The sequence below is a fragment of the Apilactobacillus nanyangensis genome (genome assembly GCF_016861915.1).
GTDB lineage: Bacteria > Bacillota > Bacilli > Lactobacillales > Lactobacillaceae > Apilactobacillus > Apilactobacillus nanyangensis.
This window is the reverse complement of the sequence record NZ_BOLX01000002.1, coordinates 52,950-77,552: the sequence shown is the minus strand read 5'-3', so window position 1 is coordinate 77,552 and position 24,603 is coordinate 52,950. Positions and strand designations below refer to the sequence as shown.

Sequence of the window (24,603 nt, the reverse complement as noted above, 5' to 3'; positions counted from 1 at the left end):
TCATCCCTTCAAAAAAGAGCCGGGCCAATATCGCCCGACTCTTTAGTTAATCTAAATTACTTTTGACTCTTAATTTCTTCTAGTCGTTGCTTTGCAGCATCTAACTTTGATTGGTTATCAGCTTGCTTTTCTTTTTCAGCGTTAACAACTTGTTCTGGAGCGTTGTCAACAAACTTCTTGTTAGCAAGTTTCCTTTCGGCACGTTGTACCTCAAATGTGTAGTTTTCGATTTCCTTTTCGATTCTAGCGATTTCTTCATCTAAATCAACTAGTTCTGCTAAAGGAATACTAATTTCAGCATCAGTCATGATTCCAGTCATAGCTAATTTAGGAGCTACAACATCTGAACCAATTGATAATTCCTTTGGATGACAGAAACGATCGATGTAATGCTTATTTTCTTCGAAGATGTTCTTCAAGTCATCATTGTCAGTCTTAACTAATAAGTCGATTGATGATGACATTGGAGCATTAGCTTGTGATCTGATATTTCTAACTACCTTAATCAATTCAATTAGTGCAGCCATATCTTTTTCTGCCTTAGCATCCTTGAATTCGTCATGGTTAACTGGGTATGGAGCAACCACGATTGATTCACCTTCATGAGGCATTGTTAACCAAATCTTTTCAGTAACAAATGGCATCATTGGGTGCATTAGTTTCAAAATCTTATCTAATGTGTAAGCTAGGATGTTTCTAGTGTTATTCTTAGCCTTTTCATCGTCACCAGTTAGAGTTTCTTTACTCATTTCAATGTACCAGTCACAGAAGTCATTCCAAATGAAGTCGTATAATGCACGGCCAGCTTCACCGAAGTTGTACTTTTCAAAATGATCAGTAACTTGGTTAACTACGCTGTTTAACTTACTTAAAATCCACTTGTCTGCTAGGTTCCATTCTGATGAATCAGGTAATTCTGGTTTTTCCATATCACCTAGGTTCATGATTACGTAACGACTAGCGTTCCATAACTTGTTAATGAAGTTCCAAGCAGCTTCAATCTTTTCATAACTGAAACGAACGTCTTGTCCTGCTGTGTTACCAGTAGCTAAGAACCAACGCAAAGCGTCAACCCCGTACTTATCGATAACATCCATTGGATCAATACCATTACCAAGTGATTTACTCATCTTACGGCCTTGTGCATCACGCATTAATCCGTGAAGTAAAACATCCTTGAATGGACGACGGTCTGTAAATGTAAGACTTTGGAAAATCATTCTTGATACCCAGAAGAAGATAATATCGTAACCAGTAACTAAAGTATTAGTTGGGAAGTAACGTTTGAAGTCTTCTGAGTTTTCATCAGGCCAACCTAGAGTTGAGAATGGCCATAATGCAGATGAGAACCAAGTATCTAGAACGTCTGGATCTTGTTCCCAGTTTTCAGCATCCTTAGGAGCTTCCATTCCAACATACATTTCGCCTGTTTGTTTGTTGTACCATGCTGGAATTCTGTGACCCCACCATAGTTGTCTTGAGATAACCCAATCATGAATGTTGTCCATCCATTGAGTGAATGTGTTTTCAAAACGTTCTGGCACGAAGTTAACCTTATCATCAGTTGATTGGTTCTTAACCGCGCGGTCAGCTAGTGGTTGCATCTTAACGAACCATTGAGTTGAAAGTCTTGATTCAACTTGGACACCGGTTCTTTCAGAGTGACCAACTGAGTGAACAATTGGGTCAACCTTTAGCATGTAACCTTGGTCTTCTAGATCAGCAACCATTGCTTTTCTAGCATCAAAACGATCCATACCAACGTACTTGCCGGCGTTTTCATTCATAGTTGCGTCAACATTCATAGTGTTAATACGTTTTAAGTCATGTCTGTTACCAACCTTGAAGTCATTAGGGTCATGGGCTGGAGTAATCTTAACCATACCAGTACCGAATTCAGGGTCTACATATTGGTCAGCGATGATTGGAATTTCTCTTTGTACTAGAGGAACCATAATCTTCTTACCAACGATGTCTTTGTATCTTTCATCACTTGGGTTAACAGCTACGGCAACATCCCCAAACATAGTTTCAGGACGTGTAGTGGCAATTTCAATGTAGTCTTTACCATCAAAAGTAGTACCGTCTACAAATGGGTACTTAACATGGTAGAAAGCACCTTTATCATCTTTATGAATAACTTCAATATCTGATAAAGCAGTTTGTGCTTGTGGATCCCAGTTGATAATGTATTCACCACGGTAAATTAAACCTTGGTTGTATAAATCAACGAAAACCTTACGAACAGCTTCTGATAAACCATCGTCTAAAGTGAAACGTTCACGTGAGTAATCAAGTGAAAGTCCCATCTTAGCCCATTGTTTCTTGATAGTTGCTGCGTATTCATCTTTCCATTCCCAAACTTTGTCGACAAACTTTTCACGACCTAAATCGTAACGAGAAACACCTTGATCTCTTAGTTTTGCTTCAACCTTAGCTTGAGTAGCGATACCAGCATGGTCCATACCAGGAACCCATAGGGTATCGTATCCTAACATTCTCTTTTGTCTGATTAACATGTCTTGTAGGGTTGTATCCCATGCATGTCCTAAGTGAAGCTTACCTGTAACGTTTGGTGGTGGTAAAACGATTGAGTAAGGTTTTGCCTTTTTGTCACCACTTGGTTTGAAAACGTCTTGTTCTAGCCATTTTTCATAACGACCAGATTCAACGGCGTTATGGTCATACTTTGTAGACATTTCAGTTTCTTTTGCCATAGTCCATCCCTCCAGTAAATAAAAAGAGCACTCCATCCAATAGGACGAAGTGCTCGCGGTACCACCTAATTTAAAGCATTAAAAAAATACTTTCTCTTAATCCAATTAACGATGGCCCGTTCATATCTAAATTATCAATATCAATATGAATGCTCACAAGCTACATTCATTTTGATAACGGAAAGATGTCTCACCTAGTCATCTTTTCTCTGGTACTCATTACCAAAACTACTCTCTTGATCTTCGCATTTGTAATCTATATTGATTATATTAGACAATTTTTGGAAAATCGTCAACTCTATTTGTTTAATTTTTCAACAACAGCTTCTGCTTCGTTGAAATCTGGTTGTGAACCAATTTCTTCAACCACTTGGCGGTAAACAATTTCACCGTTAGCATCAATGGCGTAAACCACTCGAGCCAAGGCATCAATATCCTTAACATAAGTACCTGAAGCCATACCAAAGTTATTATCAGCATCTGATAGTAAGTGCATGCTTTCAACACCCTTAGCAGCACACCATTCACTTTGTTCTTCAACAGTATTCTTTGAAACTGTGTAGAATTCAACATTTTCGTACTTATCTGACTTTCTGTTGAACTTCTTAGCTTCTAGACTACATGCTCTTGAGTTAACGTCTGGAACCGTCAAAATTAATGCTGGCTTTCCAATAAAGTCCTTGTTAGTGAATTCGTTGTTGTTTGAATCTAACACCTTGAAATCTGGTAGAGCTTGGCCCTTGTCCATTGGTTCTTTGATTGTTTCTACTGGTTTTTCTAAGAATTTTAATTGCATGTTATAAATCTCCTTAAATGGTAGTTGTTAAGTATTTAAAATACAACTTACACGATTAATTTGCAAGCAAAAAGAAAAGAGACCATCAATTACGATGATCTCTTTTTATAGATTATAGTAATTCGGCGAAAACATCTTCTTGAGCATTCAAGAATTCTTCCCCTGGTTTAATGTCGATAATCTTAACTTTATCTAATGAACGTTGCATTAATCCTTCAACATCAATTAACTTTTCACATGCTCTAGTCTTTTCTAGATCAGGCTTAGTCTTGGGTGCAGGAGGAGTAAAGACTGTACAACAGTCTTCAAATGGCATAATTGATAAGTCGTAAGTATCAATTTTTTCAGCAATCTTAATGATTTCTGTCTTATCCATTGAAAGTAATGGTTTCAATACCGGAACAGTAGTTACGTCATTGATTGCCATCATGCTTTCAAGAGTTTGTGATGCCACTTGACCTAGTGATTCACCAGTAAAGACACCCTTACAGTGTCTGTCTAGTGTAAGCTTAGCAGCCAATCTTAACATCATACGACGTTGGATAGTCATTAAGTATCCTTCAGGAACCTTTTCCTTAATTTCTTCTTGAATTTCGGTAAATGGAACTTGAATGAATTGAATATTACCACCAAAACGAGTTAACTTAGCAGCTAATTCTTTGGCCTTAGCCAATGCTTGTTCACTTGTGTATGGAGGACTGTAGAAGTGAACCATATCTAACTTCACTCCACGTTTCATTCCCATGTATGCTGCAACTGGTGAATCAATTCCACCAGAAAGCATCATAGTAGCACGACCACCGGTACCAACTGGTAATCCACCGGCACCATCAATGGTTTCACTTGATAAGAAGATTCCGTTCATACGAACTTCAACTCTTAACTTAATATCCGGGTTCTTCATTTGAACCTTGATTCCATCAACATTACTCAAGATGTATCCACCTAAAGCATCGTTAATGTCGTGAGTGTCCATTGGGAAATGCTTGTCTTGTCGACGAGTGTCAATCTTAAAGGTCATACCGTCTTTGAATTGGGCTTTAACCATTTCAACAGCGGTTTCTTTAACCTTATCGATATCCTTTTCTACCTTAATTGAAGGAGAGAAGTTTTCAATTCCGAAAACATCCTTTAAACGTTCAATAACTTTATCTGAGTCATCACCATTCAAAGTAACGTGTAAACGATCTCGTTTAGCACTTACCTTTAAGTTTTCAAAATCATGCAACACTCTGTCAACGTTCTTGCCTAGTTGCTTAATAAAGTCTTTACGGTTCTTACCCTTAGTGGATAGTTCACCGTATCTGACCATTATTTCAGTATATTGCATTCACGGATTTCCTTTCTATGAGTTAATCTTTTTAAATCTTTCATAAAGTTCATCAAAGACTCCATTAAAACGATCTGATTCTTCCATTGTGTTATGTTCATCTAATGAAACACGCACAGCACTAGTTGCTTCGTCTTCATCAACCTTCATGGCAGATAAAGTACCAGAGGCAACGTGACGTTTAGAAGAACATGCACTTGTAGTTGAAATAAAGATTCCATGACTTTCAAACGCATGGACGATGGTTTCACCACGAACTCCTAAGATTGCAAAACATAAGATATGTGGTGCAAAGTGTTCGTTATCCTTTGAGAAGACCTTTACTTTATCAAATTTAGAAATATGTCCTAAAATATTTTGCTTGATTTTGCGTTGTTTTGCAACCTTTTTATCTTCATCATCTAATAATAGACGCAAAGCACGTGCCATTGCAGTGATTGCAGGCAGGTTTTCTGTACTACTTCTTAAGTTACGTTCTTGTCCCCCACCAGTAATTAATGGAGCAATCTTCTTACCACTTCGTTTGTACATAAAACCGACACCTCTTGGTGCATGGAATTTATGTCCTGAGAATGTGGCAAAATCAACACGATCATTAAAAATAAGTTCTTGAATTCCCTTACCAATTCCTTGAACTGAATCAATGTGATAACTGATGTTAGGGTAATCCTTTAAAAGTTCCCCGACTTCTTTAATGGGTTGAACTGCACCGATTTCATTATTTACAGCCATAATTGAAACCAAGATAGTACTTGGTCTGATAGCCTTCTTTAAATCATCGACGGAAATACGTCCTTCGTCATTAACTGGTAAGTAAGTAACTTCGAAGCCCAATTGTGTTAATTGTTCAACTGAGTTCTTTACTGCAGGATGTTCAACAGAACTTACGATAATGTGATTCCCATAAGCGCGCTTTTCAAAGGCAGTTCCCTTGATTGCCCAGTTGTCACCTTCTGTTCCACCACTGGTAAATAATATTTCACTTGGTAAAACACCTAGTAATTTAGCAATTTGTGCTCTAGATTGTTCCAACAAATTGAATGATTGTTCACCGAATTGATGTAAACTAGATGGGTTTCCCCAAAATTCTTTGCTTACTTTATCGTAAGTTGCGACAACAGAATCATCTGGTTTTGTTGTAGCACTATTGTCAAAGTATATCATTATTACCCTTCTTCATTTTGGATTTGTCCGACTCAACTATATTTGCCATTATAACAGAAAAAAAGAAGTAACGTTTGAATGACATCAAAGTTACTTCTTTATTTTATTTAGTTGTTTTCTTTTCGTTATAATATTCAGTTTCCATTTGCTTGTATGCACCTGGGTTAATCTTTTCGATTGCAGCAGCCATAGTAGCAAGACTCTTTTCGTATTGGTAACGATTATCAAAATAGTCTTTTGCTTGTGCACAGGCAGCATTTAAATCTTCATTGTTGTTCTTATAACGGTTAGCGAATTGCATTAAACGTTCTGATAGCATTGCACTATCAACAATGTTTTCTGTATCTGATAGCAATTGATCCATAGTATCAGAGATATTAGCCAATTTTTGGTTAATTTCATCCATACTAATCTTAACTTGGTTAATTGATGCAGATAAATTAGAAACTTCATTGTATACGTAATCATAACGTTCTAAGAAGTCTTCAGTTAAACCAGGAAGATTTAAGTTATCAATTCTTCTTCTAATGTTTAATAGTTGTAAATCAAACTTTTGAAGGCTATCTCTTGCAACTCTTTCTTCTTGGCTCAATTCAGCAACAGAATCATTGATGTCTTTTTGTTGTTTTTCAATTGCGCTTAGTTCTTGTTTAGCATCTTGTTGATGTTTTTGAATAACAGAATATACTGCTTTGTTACCATTAACTGCATCATAATCATTGTTGTAAATTGTTTCAATTTTACTGATTTTGTCAGCAAGTTCAGCAGTTTTTTCGATTTCATCATGTTCTAAGTTGTAGTTCTTGCTCAAACCATCTAATTCATCACTTAAGATACGATTTTGGTTCTTTGCATGGAAAATAAAGTCATATACCAAGCTAATATTCTTCTTAACCTTACGCTTAGCAACAATTTCTTTTTCCATAATGGCGTACATTGAATCAATTGTTTCTTCAATATATGTGCATGTCTTCTTAGTTTCAGGAATATCAAGATCCGCAAGTGACTTTAATCCTTCTTGACATGATTCCTTTAGAGCATTGATAGTGTCATCAATATCATCTTCAACAAAGTTGTAATCAGTTTGAATCATAGTACGATGACCACGTTCAATCTCATCTAATTGTCTTGGGAATTCTTTTGATAATGAAACATATGTATCAGGAATAATCTTCATTAATTCATTCATTTCATTAATCAAGTCATTGATTTTACCAAGTAACTCATCAGCTTTGTTTTGATCACCATTTTCAGTTTCAGCGACGAATTCTTCGTAGACACCCTTAACGGTACTTAACTTATCTTCCAGCTTTTCACTACTTGGACCAAAAGAATAGTTTTGTGATAGAAGTTGTTGATTAATTTCTCTGATAGTATTATCAACATCTTCAACAGCTTTACGATGTAAGCTATCTACCTCTTGTAGTTGACTTAAGCCATCATGAATATCATTTAACTTACCATCAATAACTTCAATTGCATCCCCTAAGTCACCGATAGTAACACTAGCTGATAGTAGTCTGTAACTATTAAGGAAGTCTTCTGCATCGCTCATATCATTTCTGATACTTGTTAAATCTGAATTGGTAATTTTTTCATATTGTTCTTTGTATGCATTAAATTTATCAAAAGATTCACCATTTAATTTAATTTTAGCAGTTGCTTCTAGCTCATCTCCGACCATTACGTCCTTAAGATTAGCCTTTTGTTTTTCAAGACTGTCAAGTCGTTTAAATAGATTCTTTCGATAAAAGAATGTCGCTAATAGTAGTACCACTAGCACTATTATTATGAAAATAACCAAATCAATCATTTTGACATCTGTCTCCTTACAACTTTTTATTTTAATCTAATTTTTTAGCATTAAACATTTGTATTTTTAATATTTTAATAATAAACTAATTAACTATATTCAATTATATCATACGAGATAATTATTAAAATACCTAATTATCAATATATACAAGGGAGTTTTCAATTATGAAAATTAATTCAATGTTAGCACAACAGTTAGATGCATTGTTAACCGACGAACACAACAACGTTGCCAATATGGCAAATGCTTCTGCACTACTAATGCAAGAACTTCCAGATGTTAGTTGGACCGGTTTCTACACTTATGTAGATGACAAGAATGAATTAATTCTTGGTCCCTTCCAAGGTAAAGTTGCTTGTGTCCACATTAAAAACGGTAGCGGTGTCTGTGGTACTGCATTTGATAAGAATGAAACTATCCGTGTAGAAAATGTAAATGATTTTCCTGGTCACATTGCATGTGATTCAAACAGTAAATCAGAAATCGTAATCCCAATTGAAAAAGATGGGATTCAATTTGGTGTCTTAGATATTGACGCCCCTATCTTCGATCGTTTTTCAAAGGAAGATCAAGAAATGCTAGAAGAATTTGTAAAAGTCTTCCAAAGCCACATTACCATTGACAATTAATGGTAATAATCATACAATAACTTTTGTGTAAAATAATGCAGCAGTACACGGTAAGCTCGTCAACATATTGATGCCTTAATGGTTCAATTAGTACCCCCCACGGCTGCTGGGGTGAACATTGCAGAGCAATATGCACGAATACTAAGTGTACAGTGATTATTTTACTCCAAATAATAATTTTTATTGGAGGATATTTTTATGTCTAGATATACAGGTCCAAGTTGGAGAATTTCTCGTCGTCTTGGTATTTCACTTTCAGGTACTGGTAAAGAATTAGCTCGTCGCCCATACGCACCAGGTGACCACGGTCAAGGTCGTCGCGGTAAGCTATCAGAATACGGTACTCAATTGAAGGAAAAGCAAAAGCTACGTTTCATGTACGGTTTAACTGAACGTCAATTCTCAAAACTATTCGTTCGTGCGGGTAAGATTAGAGAAGGTCGTCACGGTGATAACTTCATGGTATTACTAGAACGTAGACTAGACAACGTTGTTTACCGTTTAGGTTTAGCAACTACTCGTCGTCAAGCTCGTCAATTAGTTAACCACGGTCACATCACTGTTGATGGCAAACGTGTTGACATTCCTTCATACGAAGTAAAAGTTGGTCAAGTCGTTTCAGTTCGTGAAAAGTCAAAAGACCTACAAATCATCAAGGAATCTGTTGAAGCTGTTGTTGGTCGTCCACAATACGTTTCATTCGATGCTGACAAGCTAGAAGGTTCTCTAACTAGATTACCTCAACGTGACGAAATGAATGCTGATATCGATGCATCACTAATCGTTGAATACTACAACAAGCTATAATTTATGGTTATACTTGTTACTCCAAAAAAGCGCTTTGCATTTGCAAAACGCTTTTTTTCTACCCTCTTTTAATTAATGATAAAATAGTACTAAGACATAAATAAAAAGGAGCAATTAATATGAGTGAAGATGATGTAAGTAGTCGTTTAGAACAATCATCCATGGGTGGAACTCCAAAGGTTAACCCCGATGAACAACGTAGATACCTAGGAACTTTTAGAGAACGAGTTTCTCTAGCAATCCAAATCAAGGATCTATCAAATCCAAACGCGGTCAATGCACTTCAAAAAGAATTTGATAATAATAATAGTTACCAATTAATCATCAATGGTAACTTGGATCACGATGTTGTCTCCCCTTTTATCAGACTAGCATCACAAAATAACATCAAGTTCGTTATTAAAACTGACTCATTCTACCGTACTGCACCTGATAACTATGGTGTAGTCTACGCTAACAGTCAATCCATTAACGTTAACCCCGTTGATTTCGAAGAAAAATACAATCAACAAGATACAACTACAGATTCATCAGATAATTCCGATGACAAACAAACCAATCAATCATTTTTTGGTAAGTTAAAAAATATATTCAAATAAAGGTGATGATAAATTGCATCCATTAGCATACCGTATGCGTCCAAAGAAAATCGAAGACGTTGTCGGTCAACAAGACTTAGTCGGTCCTGATAAAATCATCGATCGAATGGTAAAAGCCAAGATTTTATCATCAATGATTTTATATGGACCTCCTGGAACAGGTAAAACCAGTATTGCCAGTGCGATTGCTGGTTCAACTAAGTATGCATTTCGTCAATTAAATGCAGCAACAGATACCAAGAAAGACCTACAGATTGTCGCTGAAGAAGCCAAGATGTCTGGAACGGTCGTCTTACTACTAGATGAAATTCATCGTTTAGATAAAACCAAGCAAGACTTCTTATTACCATTACTAGAAAGTGGTAATATCATCCTAATCGGTGCAACTACCGAAAACCCATATATTAATATCAATCCTGCCATTAGAAGTAGAACCCAAATTTTTGAGGTGCACCCTCTTAATGAAGATGATATTAAATCAGCTATAAAACGTGCTTTAAATGATAAGGATAACGGATTGGGTAATATGAATATCGATTTAGCTGAGAATGCATTACACTTCCTATCCACCAGCACCAATGGTGACTTGAGAAGTGCTTTAAATGCGTTAGAACTAGCAGCCAAGTCTACTACTGAAGATAATGATGGTATCATTCACATTTCATTAGAAGATGTGGAATCATGTCTGCAAAGAAAAGCTCTAACGCAAGATAAAAATGGTGATGCTCACTATGACGTTGTTTCTGCTTTTCAAAAATCAATTCGTGGATCGGATGTTAATGCCGCCCTTCACTATGCTGGCCGTTTGATAGAATCCGGTGACTTAAATTCAATTAGTCGTCGTTTGATGGTTATCGCGTACGAAGATGTGGGACTAGCTAATCCAGCTGCTTGTGCTAGAACAGTTTCTGCTATTGAGGCTGCCAACAAAGTTGGTTTTCCAGAAGCAAGAATTCCCCTAGCCAACGCGATTATCGAATTATGTCTATCGCCTAAATCAAATACTGCAATGCGTGCGATTGATGCAGCAATTGCTAAGATTCGTACTGGTAACTATGGTGATATTCCAGATCATCTAAAGGATAGCCACTACTCAGGTGCTAAGAAGCTTGGTCATGGTGTTAATTACAAGTATGCTCATGATTATCCAAATGATTGGGTTAAACAACAGTACTTACCAACCAAGATTAAAAACGATACTTACTATGAACCAAAAACAAATGGTAAAATCGAAAGTACGTTTAAACAACAATATGAAAAACTACTTCACGCTCAACGTGATAAATAGGAGTCTGCAATGTTAATTAGAATTCTAGTATTATTAGCGACAATTGTACTATTCACAATCGGTCGTTTCCTTTTAACCCATACAGATAAACCATTCATGATGCTACATCCTGAAAATAATCAAACATTGGGTAAAATCGTAAAGTTCTTTGGAATTGTCTTTTGTGTTCTATCTGTCTTTTCAGCCATCGCAATTTTCATTCCAAATATCTTTTTCGTTACAACTATCATGGTAATAAGTTGTATAATGTTATTGGTGATGGAGTTAATATTACTTACATTCCTTACCAAGTAAATAGTTTGAGGTGAAAGAATATGTTACAAGATTACAGTCAAATTATGATTCCAATCGATGGTTCAAAAAACTCAAAGTTAGCATTCAATAAGTCAATTGAAGTTGCCAAACACAATGATGCTGACCTACACATCGTGCACGTAATCGATACGCGATCATTCACTAACCTAGCTAATTTCGACTCATCAATGTTAGATGACGTTACTAGCCGTGTTAAAAGCTCACTAGAAAAATACTTAAAGAAAGCCCAAGATGATGGAATTAAGAATGTTGATTACACAATCGAATACGGTGCTCCTAAATCAATTATATCAAGAGATTTAGTTGATCGTTTCGATACTGATTTAATCATCATCGGTGCCAACGGACAAAGTGCTGCTGAACGTTTATTAATTGGTTCAGTTGCTTCATACGTAACTCGTGTAGCAGAATGTGATGTCTTAATCGTAAAATCAGACTTAGACAACAAAGTAGAAAAATAATTAAAAAGACCTGGATTAATATCCAGGTCTTTTTTTATTCAAATGTCCAATTATCATTAGTGGATAACGGATTATTTTCACTTAAGAATTGTTTCCAATATTCAAATACACCATTAGGTTGCTTCAATTTATCAAAGTCGATATCAATCCCCTTGTTTTCTATCCCAACGACACTTCTATAAAAAGCACAGCATGATATCATTTTTAAATAACTTGAATCTTCCATTAAGTTCAATGTTGTACAAATTCCATCTAATTCGCGGTATAAAACTAAGAACTGCATGTCTTCAACATCAGATTTACTCATTTGTTTAGTCATTTCAATTGTTTCCACCACATATTGATAGGCAATTGAAAATTTACTCATCGCAAAGTAATTAATCGCAAGCATCCCCATAATAACCATCTTTTGTTTGCTAATCTCATTTTTATCATAGAAATCATAGTTCAGCCTTTGCAACTCATCAACAGATGCGCTGAAATTTCTCTTGCTTAACTGAACTGCAGCATGAATAATTTGGAAGTACTTGATATCTTCTTTATCCTCTAAGTCCTTTTCATACTTGTCTAGTCTTTCCTTTATGTCATCTGGAAGGCATAGTGCTGCACAAAATGGAATACTATTAATTTCGTAACTTGCAATTTTCTTTTCGTTTTCAATTACCTTATCAATGTCTAATAGCAATATCTTACATATGTTTTTAATCACATACAGACTAATTTGATGATCATAGCTACCATTTTCTATCTGACAAATGACCGGTTGAGTACAAGCCACTTTTTTAGCTAACTGACATTGAGTTATATTCAAACTTTTACGTCGCTTCTTAATCAAAGTTCCGTTAATATTCATTTTAAAATCCTTTCCTATAGTAAATCTCCGACAGCATTGTTTATTTCGTCATGTCTGAAACAATCTAGTTCATGATCATTAATCACCCCTACTGATTGAAAATATGAATATAGTGTTGTTGGCCCGACACGTTTAAATCCAGCATCTTTAAAACTTTTTACATATGGGTTGATGAATTTCTTAATGTCGTTTTTATTATTATCATTTAGCCCATCCATTTGCATGAAATTAAATGGTTGCCATGTTAAACGTACTAAGTCGTTATTCATACAAGCTTTGGCATTTTCGATTGTGGCAATTATCTTGGCACGATTACGAATAATGGCTTCATCGTTCATTAATCTTTCAATGTCGTCATCGTTGAATTGACTGATTTTTGCTACATCAAAATGAACGAAGTCTTTTCTAAATGCATCCCTTTTACGTAACACCGTTGACCAGGATAATCCTGCCTGAAATATTTCTAACGTTAAGCATTCAAAAAGTTCAGATACTTTCTTTTTGGGAATTCCCCATTCTTTATCATGATAAACCAACATTTCCGCGCTATCGCTAGCCCATGTACATCTTTTCATATTTCATAATTCCTTTCGGTGATTTTTACTCTATTACATACGTATAAAAACTCAAACTTTTTTAGTCAATTTAATACTTTCTTAAACAATTTTCCAATAAAAAAAGAGATAACCCAAAGATTATCTCTTTTTTTATTATGATAAAGGTTTAAAATCGTGAATAATGTTGTTTCGACGATCAAATTCTTTGTAAGCTAGGTCTATTAATCTATCGATTAGTTCAGTGTAGCTAATACCTGAAGCTTCCCATAGTTGTGGGTATAGACTAATGTTAGTGAAACCAGGTAATGTGTTAACTTCTCCTAGGTAAGGAACACCTTCCTTAGATACTAAGAAGTCAATACGAGCTAGTCCCTTTAGACCTAAAGCTTTGTATCCGCGTAATGCTAAGTCAGTAATTTCATCTGATAGTGATTCTGGAATATCAACCGGAATATCAAACTTAACTTGACTAGCATCAACGAACTTGTTGTCGTAAGTGTAGAACTTGTCTTCCTTAGGAACACGAATTGCACCAACTTGAGAAGCAATTGGCTTTTCGTTACCTAAGATTGAGATTTCTAGTTCTTCTGGACCGTTGATTGCTTGTTCAGCTAGGATCTTGTAGTCATATCTGAATGCATCCTTTAGTCCGTCTTCAAATTCTTGTTCGTTTGTTACCTTGTGAATACCAACTGATGAACCTTGGTTGGCTGGCTTCAAGAAGATTACGTCACCGAATTCAGCTTGTAGTTTAGCGTATGTGAATTGGTCTTTATTGTCAGGAGTAATCAAGTGGTAGTTAGTGTTTCTTACTCCTGCTAGGTTTAACATCTTCTTAGTAATGTCTTTATCAAAGCCCATTGCTGATTCCAAGATACCACTACCAACGTATGGCTTATGTAGTAATCTTAGAAGACCTTGGATAGTACCATCCTCACCTAAGTTACCATGAACGATTGGGAAGAATACGTCAATATCCTTAGTCTTTGATAAGTTTTTAATTGGGGCCAATGGATCTGAGAAGTCTAAGTTCTTAACCGCTTCTTCAACCACAGCATCTTCAGGTTCACCATCAAACACACGGTGTGATGATTCATTATCTAAGATAATACCTGTCTTAGTAATTAAAAATAAGCTAATATCGTACTTATCTTTATCCATCGCATCATAAATGTTATGAGCTGAACGTTTTGAAACATCATGTTCTGATGAATCTCCACCGAAAAGTAATGCTAAATGAGTCTTTTTCATCATTTTATACCGTCCTATCAATAATTCTTTGAAACTATATTATAACATGGTTTCATAGATTAAAGAATTCTTTTTTATCTTTTTACTTGTTCTAATTTGGTGAATAACAAATTAAATAATGCTGCAATAATAGTCAAAATAATCATGAATCCGATTAATGGATATGGTCTTGGAACCTTGGCGTCAATAGAAAAAATAAAGTTAAAAATTGCATCGCCATTGATGTGAGCATAAAATCTGCTGATTAGCCTTTGTGAGCTGTATTGAGTTAATAAGTTAGTAAAGAACATATAGCAAACTACCCCAATGGAGTAAAAGATTGATTTACCAATCTTATTCATTAAAGATGTCATAGTTCCAAAAGTGTTCATCGCAACGAATATGAATAGCAATACCACATAGTCTGTAATAAACATTGAAATGGATTGAACAAACACATTACTAAACGCTTTTCCATATGCTTGGTAGTACAAGTAAGTTTCACTAGGTCCTAGCTTCATGTTTATGAAGCCAATAATCACGTTAACTACATTAACGATAAGAGTTGCTTTAGCGATAAACAGCATCTTAGCTTTCCAAAATGTCTTACGTGAAACTCCACTTTGCATTGCCAACTTAAATCGTCTGTAGTTGAAACTAATTCCAATCATTGTGACAACAGTAATGATATAAGGTGCCATGAAAAAGCTGGCTTTTAATTGATATTCAATGGATGGTGCCCCATCTGCTGATAAAAGACCGAATAGGATATAAACAACAGAAACGACTAATCCATACCAAATGTATGGAATAAAATCATGACAGTATTGCTTTGCAAGTGCTTTTGTCTTCACTATAGTCTCCCCCTATCCATAATATATACTAGCAGTTTTTGTAGTTTCATTTTTTCAATATCAACGGATGCTGGAACTTCTCTATCAGGAAGTTGATCCATAAAATGAACTGTCTTGTAACGCCCCAATTGTTCTTCATCCAATACCTTAACACCATCGATGTAGCTATTAACATCTTCAGCAGGTCCAGAAATACTATATGATTTTGATGATACATCATCGATGCTTCCATTCATCTTAATTACTCCGTCTTGAAGTAATAGTACGTGACTGATAATACGGTCAATTTCATCAATAATGTGGGTAGAAATGACGAATGTTCTTGGATTTTCACTGTAAGTTTCAATTAAGTTGCGTTGAAATACTTCACGATTTCTAGCATCCAAACCTAATGTTGGTTCATCTAATAGGACAAACTTACAAGGTACACATAGTGAAATGATGATTTTAACGATTGATTGGTACCCAGTAGATAAACTGTTAAGTTTTTGGTTAACATCTAACTTAAATTCCTTAACTAGCTTTGCTTGTAGGGCAACGTCATAACCCTGATACATTGATTCAACAAAAGAAAAGATTTGAGAAACCTTATCCTTTTTAGTGTACATATCATCTTGGTTCATGAAGTAAATTTCACTCAGTGCTTCATCATTTTCGTGGACTTCTTCGCCGTCAAAAAGGATTTCACCTGCTGATCGTCGATTGTAATCGGCAATTATGCTCATTAGTGTGGACTTACCAGCTCCGTTTTCCCCAAACAATCCGTAAATCTCATTTTCATCTAGAGTGAAATTAACTTCACTTAATAGAGGTTGCTTTGAAAACTTGAAACGTTTAGCTAAATGTCTAACTTCGATCTTGCTCATTGTCATACCCTCTCTTTACTAGTGTCAAAATATCGTCTTCAGATAGATGCAATTTCTTTGATTCATTGATTAAGTTCAAAATGTAATCGTTATAGAAATGTTCCTGTCTTCTTTTAATAATTATCTCTTGAGCCCCTTGCTTAACGAAGGTTCCGCGTCCACGACGCTTTTCTAACAATTCATTATTAACCAACATGTTCATCCCCTTAAGAACTGTTGCTGGATTAATCTTAAATTGCTTTGAAATTTCAGTCGTAGATGGAACTTGTGCACCTTCTTGAAAAGCACCAGTAAAGATTGCATCCTCTAATTGAGTCGCAACCTGTATAAAAATTGGCTCTTGACTATTAAAGTCAAATTGCATCCTATTCACCGCCTATCTTTGGTTAATTACTTATGTAACTAACTATAAAGTTAAAACTTAAAAAAGTCAATAAAAAAAAGCGTGTTAAACGCTTTTTTATTAGTAGTTCTTAGCTGGTAGCACAGAACCTTTATAGTGTTTTTTAATCCATTCTTGAGTTGATTTAGATTGTAATATCTTAACCAATTCCTTGATGTCTTTTCTGTTTTGATCACCATTTCTAACGGCAACAATATTGAAGTATGGTGAGTTCTTTTCTGGTTTTTGTAAAGCAATTGCTTGCTTATCAGGTTGTAAACCACCTTGAACTGCGTAATTAGAGTTAATTGCCACAGCATCACCCTCACCATTATTGTAAATCAATGGCATAATCTTTGGTTCGTATCCTGTTTGGAATACTAGGTGCTTTGGATTAGAAGCGATATCACTGAAGTTAGCTTGAGTGATATCTACACCCTTCTTAACCGTAATTAATCCGTTTTGTTGGAATAATTGAAGAATACGACCGTAGTCAGGTGCATTACTACTTACTAAGATATGAGCACCATTTTTAAGGTCTGAGAGCTTTTTGTACTTTTTGGAGTAAATACCAATTGGTTCCAAATGAACTGCTCCTACGTTAACTAAATGGCCATCATATTCCTTATTCCATTGATCTAAGAACGCTGGAGTTTGAAAATAGTTGGCATCTAGTTGCTTTCCGGCTAATGCACGGTTAGGTAATACGTAGTCTTGGAAAGTAACAATATCTAACTTAATGCCTTTTTTTCTAAGTTCTGGTTCGATATGACGAAGAATTTGTGCATGAGGAATGTTAGATGCCCCAATACGAATGGTGTTCTTCGCCTTGTAGTTACCAGGACCTAGTAATAATAAAACAACGAATAAAACAACGATTCCACCAAAGGATATAAGCTTTTTCATTTTAATATCCCCCTTATAGTGTACGTTTGTCGATTTTCTTAACTAGTAAATCTCCAACCGTTTGAACGATTAAAACAATAATTAAAATAATAACGGTTGCCACTAAAGTAACAGTGTTGTTATTTGATTGGAAACCATCCAAGTAAGCTAGGTAACCTAGACCACCAGAACCAATAGCACCGGCCATTGCAGTGTATGAAATCAATGAAATAGCTGTAACAGTTGCTCCGGCAATCAATGCTGGTGTGCTTTCTGGAAGTAACACCTTGAAGATAACGTCCCAGTTAGTACCACCCATTGATTTAACTGCTTCAATTACACCATCGTCAACTTCTCTAAAGTTAGCTTCAACCATTCTTGCATAGAATGGTGCAGCGGAAATAACTAGTGAAGGAATAGCGGCCTTAGGTCCGATAATGGTACCTACTAGATCCTTAGTGAATGGTAATAGTAATACGATTAAGATAATAAATGGAATTGATCTGAATACGTTAACTAGGAAAGATACTACCCAGTTAATAATCTTCCAGCCAAAACCAGACTTGTTACGACTTTCAAATAGTAATAGTCCTAAAATAATTCCTAATACAGCAACAATAATCATTGATAAAGCAGTCATCCAAACTGTTTCCCATGTTGCTTGTCTCATTGCACTCCAATTAACGTTATTGAATTGAAAGTATGATTGAATTCCTTGATTAGCCACGGTTAATCACCTCTGCTTCCACGTTTACTGATTTTAAGTATTCAACAGCCTTGTTTTGGTCTTCAGGAGTTCCTAATAGTTGTAGAACTAAAGAACCGATTGAACCACCTTGAGTTTGGTGAATACTTCCTTCAACGATGTTTAATTCTAATGAATCAAATTCGCGAATCATTTGAGATACAACTGGTTGTTGTGATTGAGTACCCTTGAAAGTTAGCTTAATCACCATACCATTTGGATAGTTCTTAATGATTTCGTCTACGGTCATGCTCAAGTCCTTAGCATTTGGATTGTCATCTTCATTAACGAAACGCGTAGTAATTTCTTGTTGAGGGTTTTGGAAAATATCGTAAACGTTACCAGATTCAACGACTTGTCCATCTTGCATAACAGCAACTTTTGAAGCTGTCTTTCTAATGGCATGCATTTCGTGAGTAATCAAAAGAATAGTTAAGTTTAACTTCTTGTTGATTTCTAGTAATAAGTCCAAAATTTCATCAGTTGTTTGTGGATCTAGCGCACTAGTTGCTTCATCAGAAATAAGGATTTCTGGATCGTTAGCTAATGCTCTGGCAATCCCAACACGTTGTTTTTGTCCACCAGATAGTTCTGAGGGATAGTCGTTTTCACGACCCTTTAGACCAACTAATTCAATTAGCTTTTCAGCCTTTTGATGACGTTGTTCTTTATCAACACCAGCAATTTCTAGTGGCAATTCAATGTTTTGTTGGATAGTTCTAGACCATAGTAAGTTAAAGTGTTGGAAAATCATACCAACCTTCTTACGTTGTGATCTTAATTCCTTGCTACTTAATTTAGCAATATCCTTACCATTAATTTCGATAGAACCAGAAGTTGGGGCTTCTAGACCATCTAACATTCTAACAAGTGTTGATTTACCGGCACCAGAGTAACCAATGATACCAAAGATTTCACCATCGTTAATTTCTAGGTTAACGTCTTTAACAGCTGTTAGGATGCTTTTATCAAGTTTATATTTCTTGTTAACATTCTTAAATCTAATCAAACTGCTTCTCCTCACTTTCAAATAAAAAAAGCCTTCCGCACCTACTGCTTTCACAGTAAAGGACGAAAGACTCGTGTTACCACCTTTTATTCGCCATTGCCTCACGACAATAGCCTCATAAGTATCTTTAATACTTCAGCAATATAACGTTTGCCAGACGATGTTAGTTTATCCCAATTTTAGCTAACTGATTATTTTATCAAGACCATATTCGGTAATTACCAATAACTCTTTTTCACCAACCGAGCTCTCTTTGATATTAATTAATTACTTACTCATCTTATAATCAAATTTTAATAAAGTATACAATTATTTAATGTACTTGTCAATTCATTAGCTATGAGAAGTCACGGCTAGAACTGAACATGTATCCATAATTATGATACTGCATTGACATGACTAATCCAATCCCTATCATGTTTCCAATCAAAGCTGAACCACCTTGACTAACAAATGGTAATGGGATACCAGTCAATGGTAATAGTCCAATACTCATACCAATATTTTCAAATACGTGGAATAGAATCATCATGATAATTCCAGTTGAAATGTATGCGTAGTAGACGTTCTTAGTTTCAAAAGTTACCTTAATCATTCGATAAATTAAAACGAAATAGATACCGATTAAAACTAATCCACCAATGAAACCAAAGTTTTCACCAATAACTGAGAAAATCATATCTGATTCTCGAACCGGCACGTAAACGTGAGATACGTTAAAACCAGTTCCACCGAATCCCCCAGAACCAACAGCTTTGATACTTTGCCATAATTGGTAACCAGAACCAGCTAGGTTTTCAGGATTTGATGGGTCCAACCAATCGTTAACACGATCAAATTGGTAAGATTGGAACCCTAATGCTTCCAAAATCTTTCTACCACCGCTAGTGATAACTAAAATTAAAGCAGTCCCTCCAATTGTTGCGAATGCAGCAACTCCAGGAACAATGATTCTCCAAGTGATTCCGGATACAATCACTAATCCTCCAAGCATGGCGAAGAAAACAAGCATTGTACCAAAATCATTTTCAATTTTTAATAACACACAGATTGGTAATGTCCAAAGGATCATCTTACCCAATAACAGTGCATCAGTTTTTAATGTGTGAACAGCGTAGTTTCTGTTATGTTCAACAATCACTCTTGCCAACATAACCACAAACGCTGGTTTCATAATTTCAGCTGGTTGGAAGGTCAACGGACCTAATTGGAACCAGCTCTTGGCCCCTGTTTGAACAAAGTAGTATCTACTGTACAAAACAAGTAACGATGCCAGTAGCGTTAATGCTCCCCAGTAAATAATTGGTGCCACTTTCCATAATTGTTCAGAATCAAATTGCATAATGATTATGATTATTACAGTCCCAATTGTATACCATACCAACTGCGTAATCATTTGCTTCACGATTGTTCCGGAATATGAATCATGATTTACGGCAACGTATATTGCGCCAACACCAATCAATGCTAAAAGAGCCACACAAATTATGATTGTCCAATCTAATCGAGAAGAATTGCTATCATTGTCACTATTAAACACTGCAAATCACCTCTAAATCATTTTAGCCCTTGTGTAAGTTGTATTGGCTAATTAATAATTCAATTCCTTCGTCTAAGGATTTGGCTTTAAATACATTATCTTCATCGAAAACAGCTTCGAATCTTTCTTCATCCATTTGACGGATAAATCCCACTTCTTGCTTACCAACAAAAAGAACTTCGCGTTCTTCACCGTTTACGTTTTGTGTATCTAAAGTTACTTCAATATTTTTCTTTCCCTTTGACATTTTGTCCTCCTAAAAATAAAAGTAGCCGATTCAATTATTTGATCGACTACTTTAAATTCATAGAACGTCGATAATCTTTCGACGCCCTCTTATTTCTAAAAATAGTAAAATGATCAGAAACCGGATCATAACCACCTTTGACAAAAGGATGACAACGTAAAATCCGTGCACACCCCATTACAAATCCTAATAATGCTCCGTGCTTTCTGACAGCATCGATCATATAAGTAGAACATGTCGGATAATAACGACAAGACGCCGGTAAATGTGGTGAAATAACTCGTTTATACCCCATCACTAATTTTATCAGAAACTTTCTCATCAGTTATCACTTTCTTATATTAATCCTTATTTTTTGCTTTCTTGTTTGTTGATATGTTCAAGTAATGCACCGGCACCCTTAGCAACATTATCTAGAGGACTTTCAGAAATTAACACTGGCACAGTTAATTCTTTTGAAATTGCATGATCGATACCTCTTAATAAGGCACCACCACCTGTTAAAATAATTCCTCTGTCTACAATATCAGAAGCTAATTCAGGAGGAACTACTTCTAAGACATCCTTAGCAGCATCAATAATTTGGTTAACAGTATCTTCGACAGCCTTTTGTACTTCTAAACTATTTAGAGTAATAGATCTTGGCATACCACCAAGTACATCTCTACCACGAACTTCCATTTCTTTCACATCAGTTTCGTTTGGATCTGCAGTACCAATGGTAATCTTAATCTTTTCGGCAGTGTGTTCACCGATAACCAATCCATGTTTATCCTTTATGTAAGAAACGATATCAGTATTCATTACATCACCGGCTACACGAATGGATTTACTTGCAACAATATCACCTAATGATAACACGGCGATGTCAGATGTTCCACCACCCATATCAATTACCATGTTTCCTTTTGGTTGGAAAATGTTCATTCCAGCACCAATTGCAGCAACTTTAGGTTCTTCTTCGATATAAACTTTACCACCACCAGATTTTTCAGCAGCTTGAATAATTGCTTTTCTTTCGATGTTAGTAATGTTTGTAGGAGCACAAATCATGGTCTTTGGTTTTGACATAAAACCTTTAACGCTCAACTTGTTGATAAAGTATGTAAGCATCTTTTCAGTTACATCAAAATCAGAGATAACCCCTTCTTTAAGTGGTCTGATTGCTCGAATGTTACTTGGTGTTCTACCAACCATTCTGTATGCTTCAGAACCAACTGCTAATAATTTGTTTGTTTTAATATCCACAGCAACTACTGATGGTTCGTTTAATACGATTCCTTTTCCAGTTACGTAAATTAAAACATTGGCAGTACCTAAGTCAATGCCGATATCTTTTACCATTTCTCTCTTCCTCCTGAGTTAACTCATATGTTAAATATTATATCATATCGTCTATAATTGATTTTATTTTTGTGAAGATTTACTAAATGAGAGTTCCTCATTATCTTTCATATCAACTCTCTTAATGTCAGCACCAAGTTTGGCTAACTTGACATGAAAATTGTAATATCCACGATCTAAATATTTTAAATTTCTAACAATTGTAATACCGTCAGCAACTAAACCAGCAAGAACAAGTGCTGCGGCAGCTCTCAAATCAGTTGCAGCTACTTCCGCTCCGCTAAACTTAGTTGGTCCGTTTAAGACCACACTCTTACCGTTAATTCTAAACTTGGCGTTCATTCTAGCTAATTCATCCAAGTGCATAAAACGATTTTCAAACACTGTTTCAGTCAATAAACTACTACCCTGAGCTTCTAATTGTAATACAGTCATTTGAGGTTGCATATCTGTTGGAAAACCTGGGTATGGAAGTGTCTTTACGTCAACAGGCTTTAATTCGTCTGGACCAATAACACGAATTCCATTAGGTTCTTCCTTAACAGTAACACCCATTTCTTGCATTTTAGCGATTAATGGTTGATTGTATGATGATTCTGCATCTTCGATCAAAATGTTACCACGTGTCAAAGCAGCAGCTACCATAAAAGTACCTGCTTCAATACGGTCTTGTAGTACACTGTGATCTACACCGTGTAACTTACTTACACCCTTAATCTTAATTTTGCTTGTACCTGCTCCCATAACATTAGCACCCATCGCATTTAAGATGTTAGCTAAGTCAACAATTTCAGGTTCTTGTGCAACATTTTCGATAATAGTTTGACCGTCAGCTAAAGTAGCAGCCATCATAATATTTTGAGTAGCACCAACACTTGGGAAGTCCATGTAAATTTCGGCACCCTTTAAACCATCTTCAGCAAAAGCCTCAACGTATCCATCGTGTTGTTCGATTTTGGCACCTAGTGCTTCAAAACCTTTCAAGTGAATATCAATTGGTCGAGAACCAATTGCACATCCACCTGGCAATGCAACCTTAGCATGACCTAATCTGGCCAATAGTGGACCCATTACTACAATTGATGCTCTCATCTTTGAAACATATTCTAATGGAGCTTCGTATGAGATTTGGTTTGTAGCATCAAAACTCATTTGATTCTCATTAGTATTAAAGTCAACTTTTAAGTTCAAGAAGCGTAAAACTTCTTCCATTGTATATACGTCTGATAATAGTGGTACGTTGTTTAAAACTGTTTTTCCTTCACTGGCTAAAATAGTAGCAGCCATTATTGGTAGGACAGCATTTTTTGCACCTTCAATGTGGACGTTACCGGTAAGGCGTTGGCCTCCCTTAATCACGATTTTATCCACTGGTAACCCTCCAGTAATTTCAATTTTAATGATTTATTGTAATGTTTATTATACATATAAAGAAAGATCCCGACACATATCCAATACAGATAGATAATAAAATTATTAAAATTCGGTACTGATTAATGTGCATTTTGACATATCTTTCTAGATGAATATCATTTAAACTCCAAAAAGCTAATCCAATAAAAAATAATTGGACAGCTAAATCTAAGAAAGAATTAATATTTGATGATTCCATAATATCTCCATTCTTTATAGCAACTATAACATAAAAAAAGCTTTTTGTCTTTCTAATCTTTACTAAGTATTTATTAATTTGTTTTTTATTTATGTATAAAAAAAGGTCTGCAAAAAAATGCAGACCTCTTTCTTAATGTTTAGCAACATGAATTCGGTTAATAGCTCTTCTCAAAGCAACTTGGTTTCTTAGGATTTCTTGGTTATCATGCTTTTGTCTAGCAATTTCCAATGCTTTTTGAGCACGGTCTCTCGCAGCAGCGGCACGATCAACGTCGATATCCCCTTGCTTTTCGGCACTATCAGCAATAACAGTTAAGTTATTGTTTGAGAATTCAACGAAACCACCGTTAACAGCAATTTCATCTACATCTGAACCGGATTTTACTTTTACTTCGTCAACTTCCAATGAAGCTATTACGGGAACATGATTAGGCATAATTCCTAATTGACCACTCTTGGTTCTAACAATAACCAAGCGAGCATCTTCACGTTCATATACCTTACCATCAGGAGTAACGATACTAACGGTTAATACTGAGTTGTTATCAGCCAATT

27 protein-coding genes and 1 other annotated feature are annotated in these 24,603 nt (G+C 35.6%); of the genes, 6 read left to right on the top strand and 21 right to left on the bottom strand.

What is annotated here, in order from left to right:
* Positions 1-56: 56 nt before the first annotated feature.
* From JUD45_RS00715 to JUD45_RS00695, 5 genes are all read right to left on the bottom strand, one after another.
* On the bottom strand, positions 57-2,717 hold the full coding sequence (locus JUD45_RS00715) for a valine--tRNA ligase (RefSeq protein WP_203619462.1): 2,661 nt from the start codon (positions 2,715-2,717) through the stop codon (positions 57-59).
* Between the two features lie 37 nt (positions 2,718-2,754).
* Positions 2,755-2,970, bottom strand: a binding site (T-box leader).
* A 45-nt stretch (positions 2,971-3,015) separates the two neighbouring features.
* Positions 3,016-3,513 carry a peroxiredoxin gene (locus tag JUD45_RS00710; protein ID WP_203619461.1) on the bottom strand — a complete coding sequence of 166 codons (498 nt, stop codon included), beginning with the start codon at positions 3,511-3,513 and terminating at the stop codon, positions 3,016-3,018.
* Between the two features lie 112 nt (positions 3,514-3,625).
* Positions 3,626-4,843, bottom strand: a complete 1,218-nt coding sequence (gene thiI, locus JUD45_RS00705) for a tRNA uracil 4-sulfurtransferase ThiI (RefSeq protein ID WP_138741751.1) — start codon at positions 4,841-4,843, stop codon at positions 3,626-3,628.
* Positions 4,844-4,858: 15 nt separating this feature from the next.
* Entirely contained in the window at positions 4,859-6,007 is a 1,149-nt protein-coding gene (locus JUD45_RS00700; RefSeq protein ID WP_203619460.1) for a cysteine desulfurase family protein, read from the bottom strand.
* 103 nt (positions 6,008-6,110) lie between these two features.
* The gene (locus JUD45_RS00695) at positions 6,111-7,820 is read right to left on the bottom strand and encodes a septation ring formation regulator EzrA (RefSeq protein WP_203619459.1); all 1,710 of its coding nucleotides are present in this window, start codon (positions 7,818-7,820) and stop codon (positions 6,111-6,113) included.
* Between the two features lie 167 nt (positions 7,821-7,987).
* Between JUD45_RS00695 and JUD45_RS00690 the strand changes: the two genes are divergently transcribed.
* From JUD45_RS00690 to JUD45_RS00665, 6 genes are all read left to right on the top strand, one after another.
* Entirely contained in the window at positions 7,988-8,452 is a 465-nt protein-coding gene (locus tag JUD45_RS00690) for a GAF domain-containing protein (RefSeq protein ID WP_138726956.1), read from the top strand.
* Between the two features lie 198 nt (positions 8,453-8,650).
* Positions 8,651-9,259, top strand: a complete 609-nt coding sequence (gene rpsD / locus JUD45_RS00685; RefSeq protein ID WP_187155729.1) for a 30S ribosomal protein S4 — start codon at positions 8,651-8,653, stop codon at positions 9,257-9,259.
* A gap of 119 nt (positions 9,260-9,378) precedes the next feature.
* Positions 9,379-9,858 (top strand): YueI family protein, encoded by a 480-nt coding sequence (locus tag JUD45_RS00680; RefSeq protein WP_053792593.1) that lies wholly within the window; start codon positions 9,379-9,381, stop codon positions 9,856-9,858.
* A gap of 34 nt (positions 9,859-9,892) precedes the next feature.
* Positions 9,893-11,146: a replication-associated recombination protein A gene (locus tag JUD45_RS00675; RefSeq protein ID WP_138726975.1), complete on the top strand. Its 1,254-nt coding sequence runs from the start codon at positions 9,893-9,895 to the stop codon at positions 11,144-11,146.
* Positions 11,147-11,155: 9 nt separating this feature from the next.
* The gene (locus tag JUD45_RS00670) at positions 11,156-11,440 is read left to right on the top strand and encodes a hypothetical protein (RefSeq protein ID WP_138726959.1); all 285 of its coding nucleotides are present in this window, start codon (positions 11,156-11,158) and stop codon (positions 11,438-11,440) included.
* 20 nt (positions 11,441-11,460) lie between these two features.
* Entirely contained in the window at positions 11,461-11,922 is a 462-nt protein-coding gene (locus JUD45_RS00665) for a universal stress protein (protein WP_203619458.1), read from the top strand.
* Between the two features lie 34 nt (positions 11,923-11,956).
* Here JUD45_RS00665 and JUD45_RS00660 read toward each other — a convergent pair whose 3' ends face one another.
* The 16 genes from JUD45_RS00660 to JUD45_RS00585 all read right to left on the bottom strand — a co-directional run bounded on the left by JUD45_RS00660 (position 11,957) and on the right by JUD45_RS00585 (position 24,601).
* Entirely contained in the window at positions 11,957-12,775 is an 819-nt protein-coding gene (locus JUD45_RS00660; RefSeq protein WP_138726960.1) for a helix-turn-helix transcriptional regulator, read from the bottom strand.
* Between the two features lie 14 nt (positions 12,776-12,789).
* Positions 12,790-13,350 carry a DNA-3-methyladenine glycosylase I gene (locus JUD45_RS00655; RefSeq protein ID WP_203619457.1) on the bottom strand — a complete coding sequence of 187 codons (561 nt, stop codon included), beginning with the start codon at positions 13,348-13,350 and terminating at the stop codon, positions 12,790-12,792.
* A gap of 135 nt (positions 13,351-13,485) precedes the next feature.
* Complete coding sequence (locus JUD45_RS00650; RefSeq protein WP_053791639.1) at positions 13,486-14,586, bottom strand: D-alanine--D-alanine ligase family protein; 1,101 nt, start codon at positions 14,584-14,586, stop codon at positions 13,486-13,488.
* A 71-nt stretch (positions 14,587-14,657) separates the two neighbouring features.
* On the bottom strand, positions 14,658-15,416 hold the full coding sequence (locus tag JUD45_RS00645; protein ID WP_203619456.1) for a hypothetical protein: 759 nt from the start codon (positions 15,414-15,416) through the stop codon (positions 14,658-14,660).
* Positions 15,416-16,282 carry an ATP-binding cassette domain-containing protein gene (locus JUD45_RS00640; protein WP_203619455.1) on the bottom strand — a complete coding sequence of 289 codons (867 nt, stop codon included), beginning with the start codon at positions 16,280-16,282 and terminating at the stop codon, positions 15,416-15,418. The genes JUD45_RS00645 and JUD45_RS00640 overlap by 1 nt, the downstream gene beginning before the upstream one ends.
* A complete protein-coding gene (locus JUD45_RS00635; RefSeq protein WP_203619454.1) occupies positions 16,263-16,646 on the bottom strand; it encodes a GntR family transcriptional regulator in 384 nt (127 codons plus the stop codon). Before JUD45_RS00635 ends, JUD45_RS00640 begins: the two co-directional genes overlap by 20 nt.
* A 99-nt stretch (positions 16,647-16,745) precedes the next feature.
* Positions 16,746-17,570 carry a MetQ/NlpA family ABC transporter substrate-binding protein gene (locus JUD45_RS00630; protein ID WP_187155726.1) on the bottom strand — a complete coding sequence of 275 codons (825 nt, stop codon included), beginning with the start codon at positions 17,568-17,570 and terminating at the stop codon, positions 16,746-16,748.
* Positions 17,571-17,583: 13 nt separating this feature from the next.
* Positions 17,584-18,219 (bottom strand): methionine ABC transporter permease, encoded by a 636-nt coding sequence (locus JUD45_RS00625; protein ID WP_155368161.1) that lies wholly within the window; start codon positions 18,217-18,219, stop codon positions 17,584-17,586.
* Positions 18,220-18,268: 49 nt separating this feature from the next.
* Positions 18,269-19,303: a methionine ABC transporter ATP-binding protein gene (locus JUD45_RS00620; RefSeq protein ID WP_138726967.1), complete on the bottom strand. Its 1,035-nt coding sequence runs from the start codon at positions 19,301-19,303 to the stop codon at positions 18,269-18,271.
* 337 nt (positions 19,304-19,640) lie between these two features.
* Positions 19,641-20,843 carry an FtsW/RodA/SpoVE family cell cycle protein gene (locus tag JUD45_RS00615; protein WP_138726968.1) on the bottom strand — a complete coding sequence of 401 codons (1,203 nt, stop codon included), beginning with the start codon at positions 20,841-20,843 and terminating at the stop codon, positions 19,641-19,643.
* 22 nt (positions 20,844-20,865) lie between these two features.
* Positions 20,866-21,090 carry a DUF2969 domain-containing protein gene (locus tag JUD45_RS00610; protein ID WP_138726969.1) on the bottom strand — a complete coding sequence of 75 codons (225 nt, stop codon included), beginning with the start codon at positions 21,088-21,090 and terminating at the stop codon, positions 20,866-20,868.
* Positions 21,091-21,136: 46 nt separating this feature from the next.
* Entirely contained in the window at positions 21,137-21,412 is a 276-nt protein-coding gene (gene yidD / locus JUD45_RS00605; protein WP_138726970.1) for a membrane protein insertion efficiency factor YidD, read from the bottom strand.
* A 26-nt stretch (positions 21,413-21,438) separates the two neighbouring features.
* Positions 21,439-22,434: a rod shape-determining protein gene (locus JUD45_RS00600; RefSeq protein ID WP_041152744.1), complete on the bottom strand. Its 996-nt coding sequence runs from the start codon at positions 22,432-22,434 to the stop codon at positions 21,439-21,441.
* A 63-nt stretch (positions 22,435-22,497) separates the two neighbouring features.
* On the bottom strand, positions 22,498-23,805 hold the full coding sequence (gene murA, locus JUD45_RS00595; RefSeq protein WP_203619453.1) for a UDP-N-acetylglucosamine 1-carboxyvinyltransferase: 1,308 nt from the start codon (positions 23,803-23,805) through the stop codon (positions 22,498-22,500).
* A 25-nt stretch (positions 23,806-23,830) separates the two neighbouring features.
* Entirely contained in the window at positions 23,831-24,046 is a 216-nt protein-coding gene (locus JUD45_RS00590) for a DUF1146 family protein (protein ID WP_138726972.1), read from the bottom strand.
* Between the two features lie 132 nt (positions 24,047-24,178).
* Entirely contained in the window at positions 24,179-24,601 is a 423-nt protein-coding gene (locus JUD45_RS00585) for a F0F1 ATP synthase subunit epsilon (protein WP_034532079.1), read from the bottom strand.
* Positions 24,602-24,603: the final 2 nt, after the last annotated feature.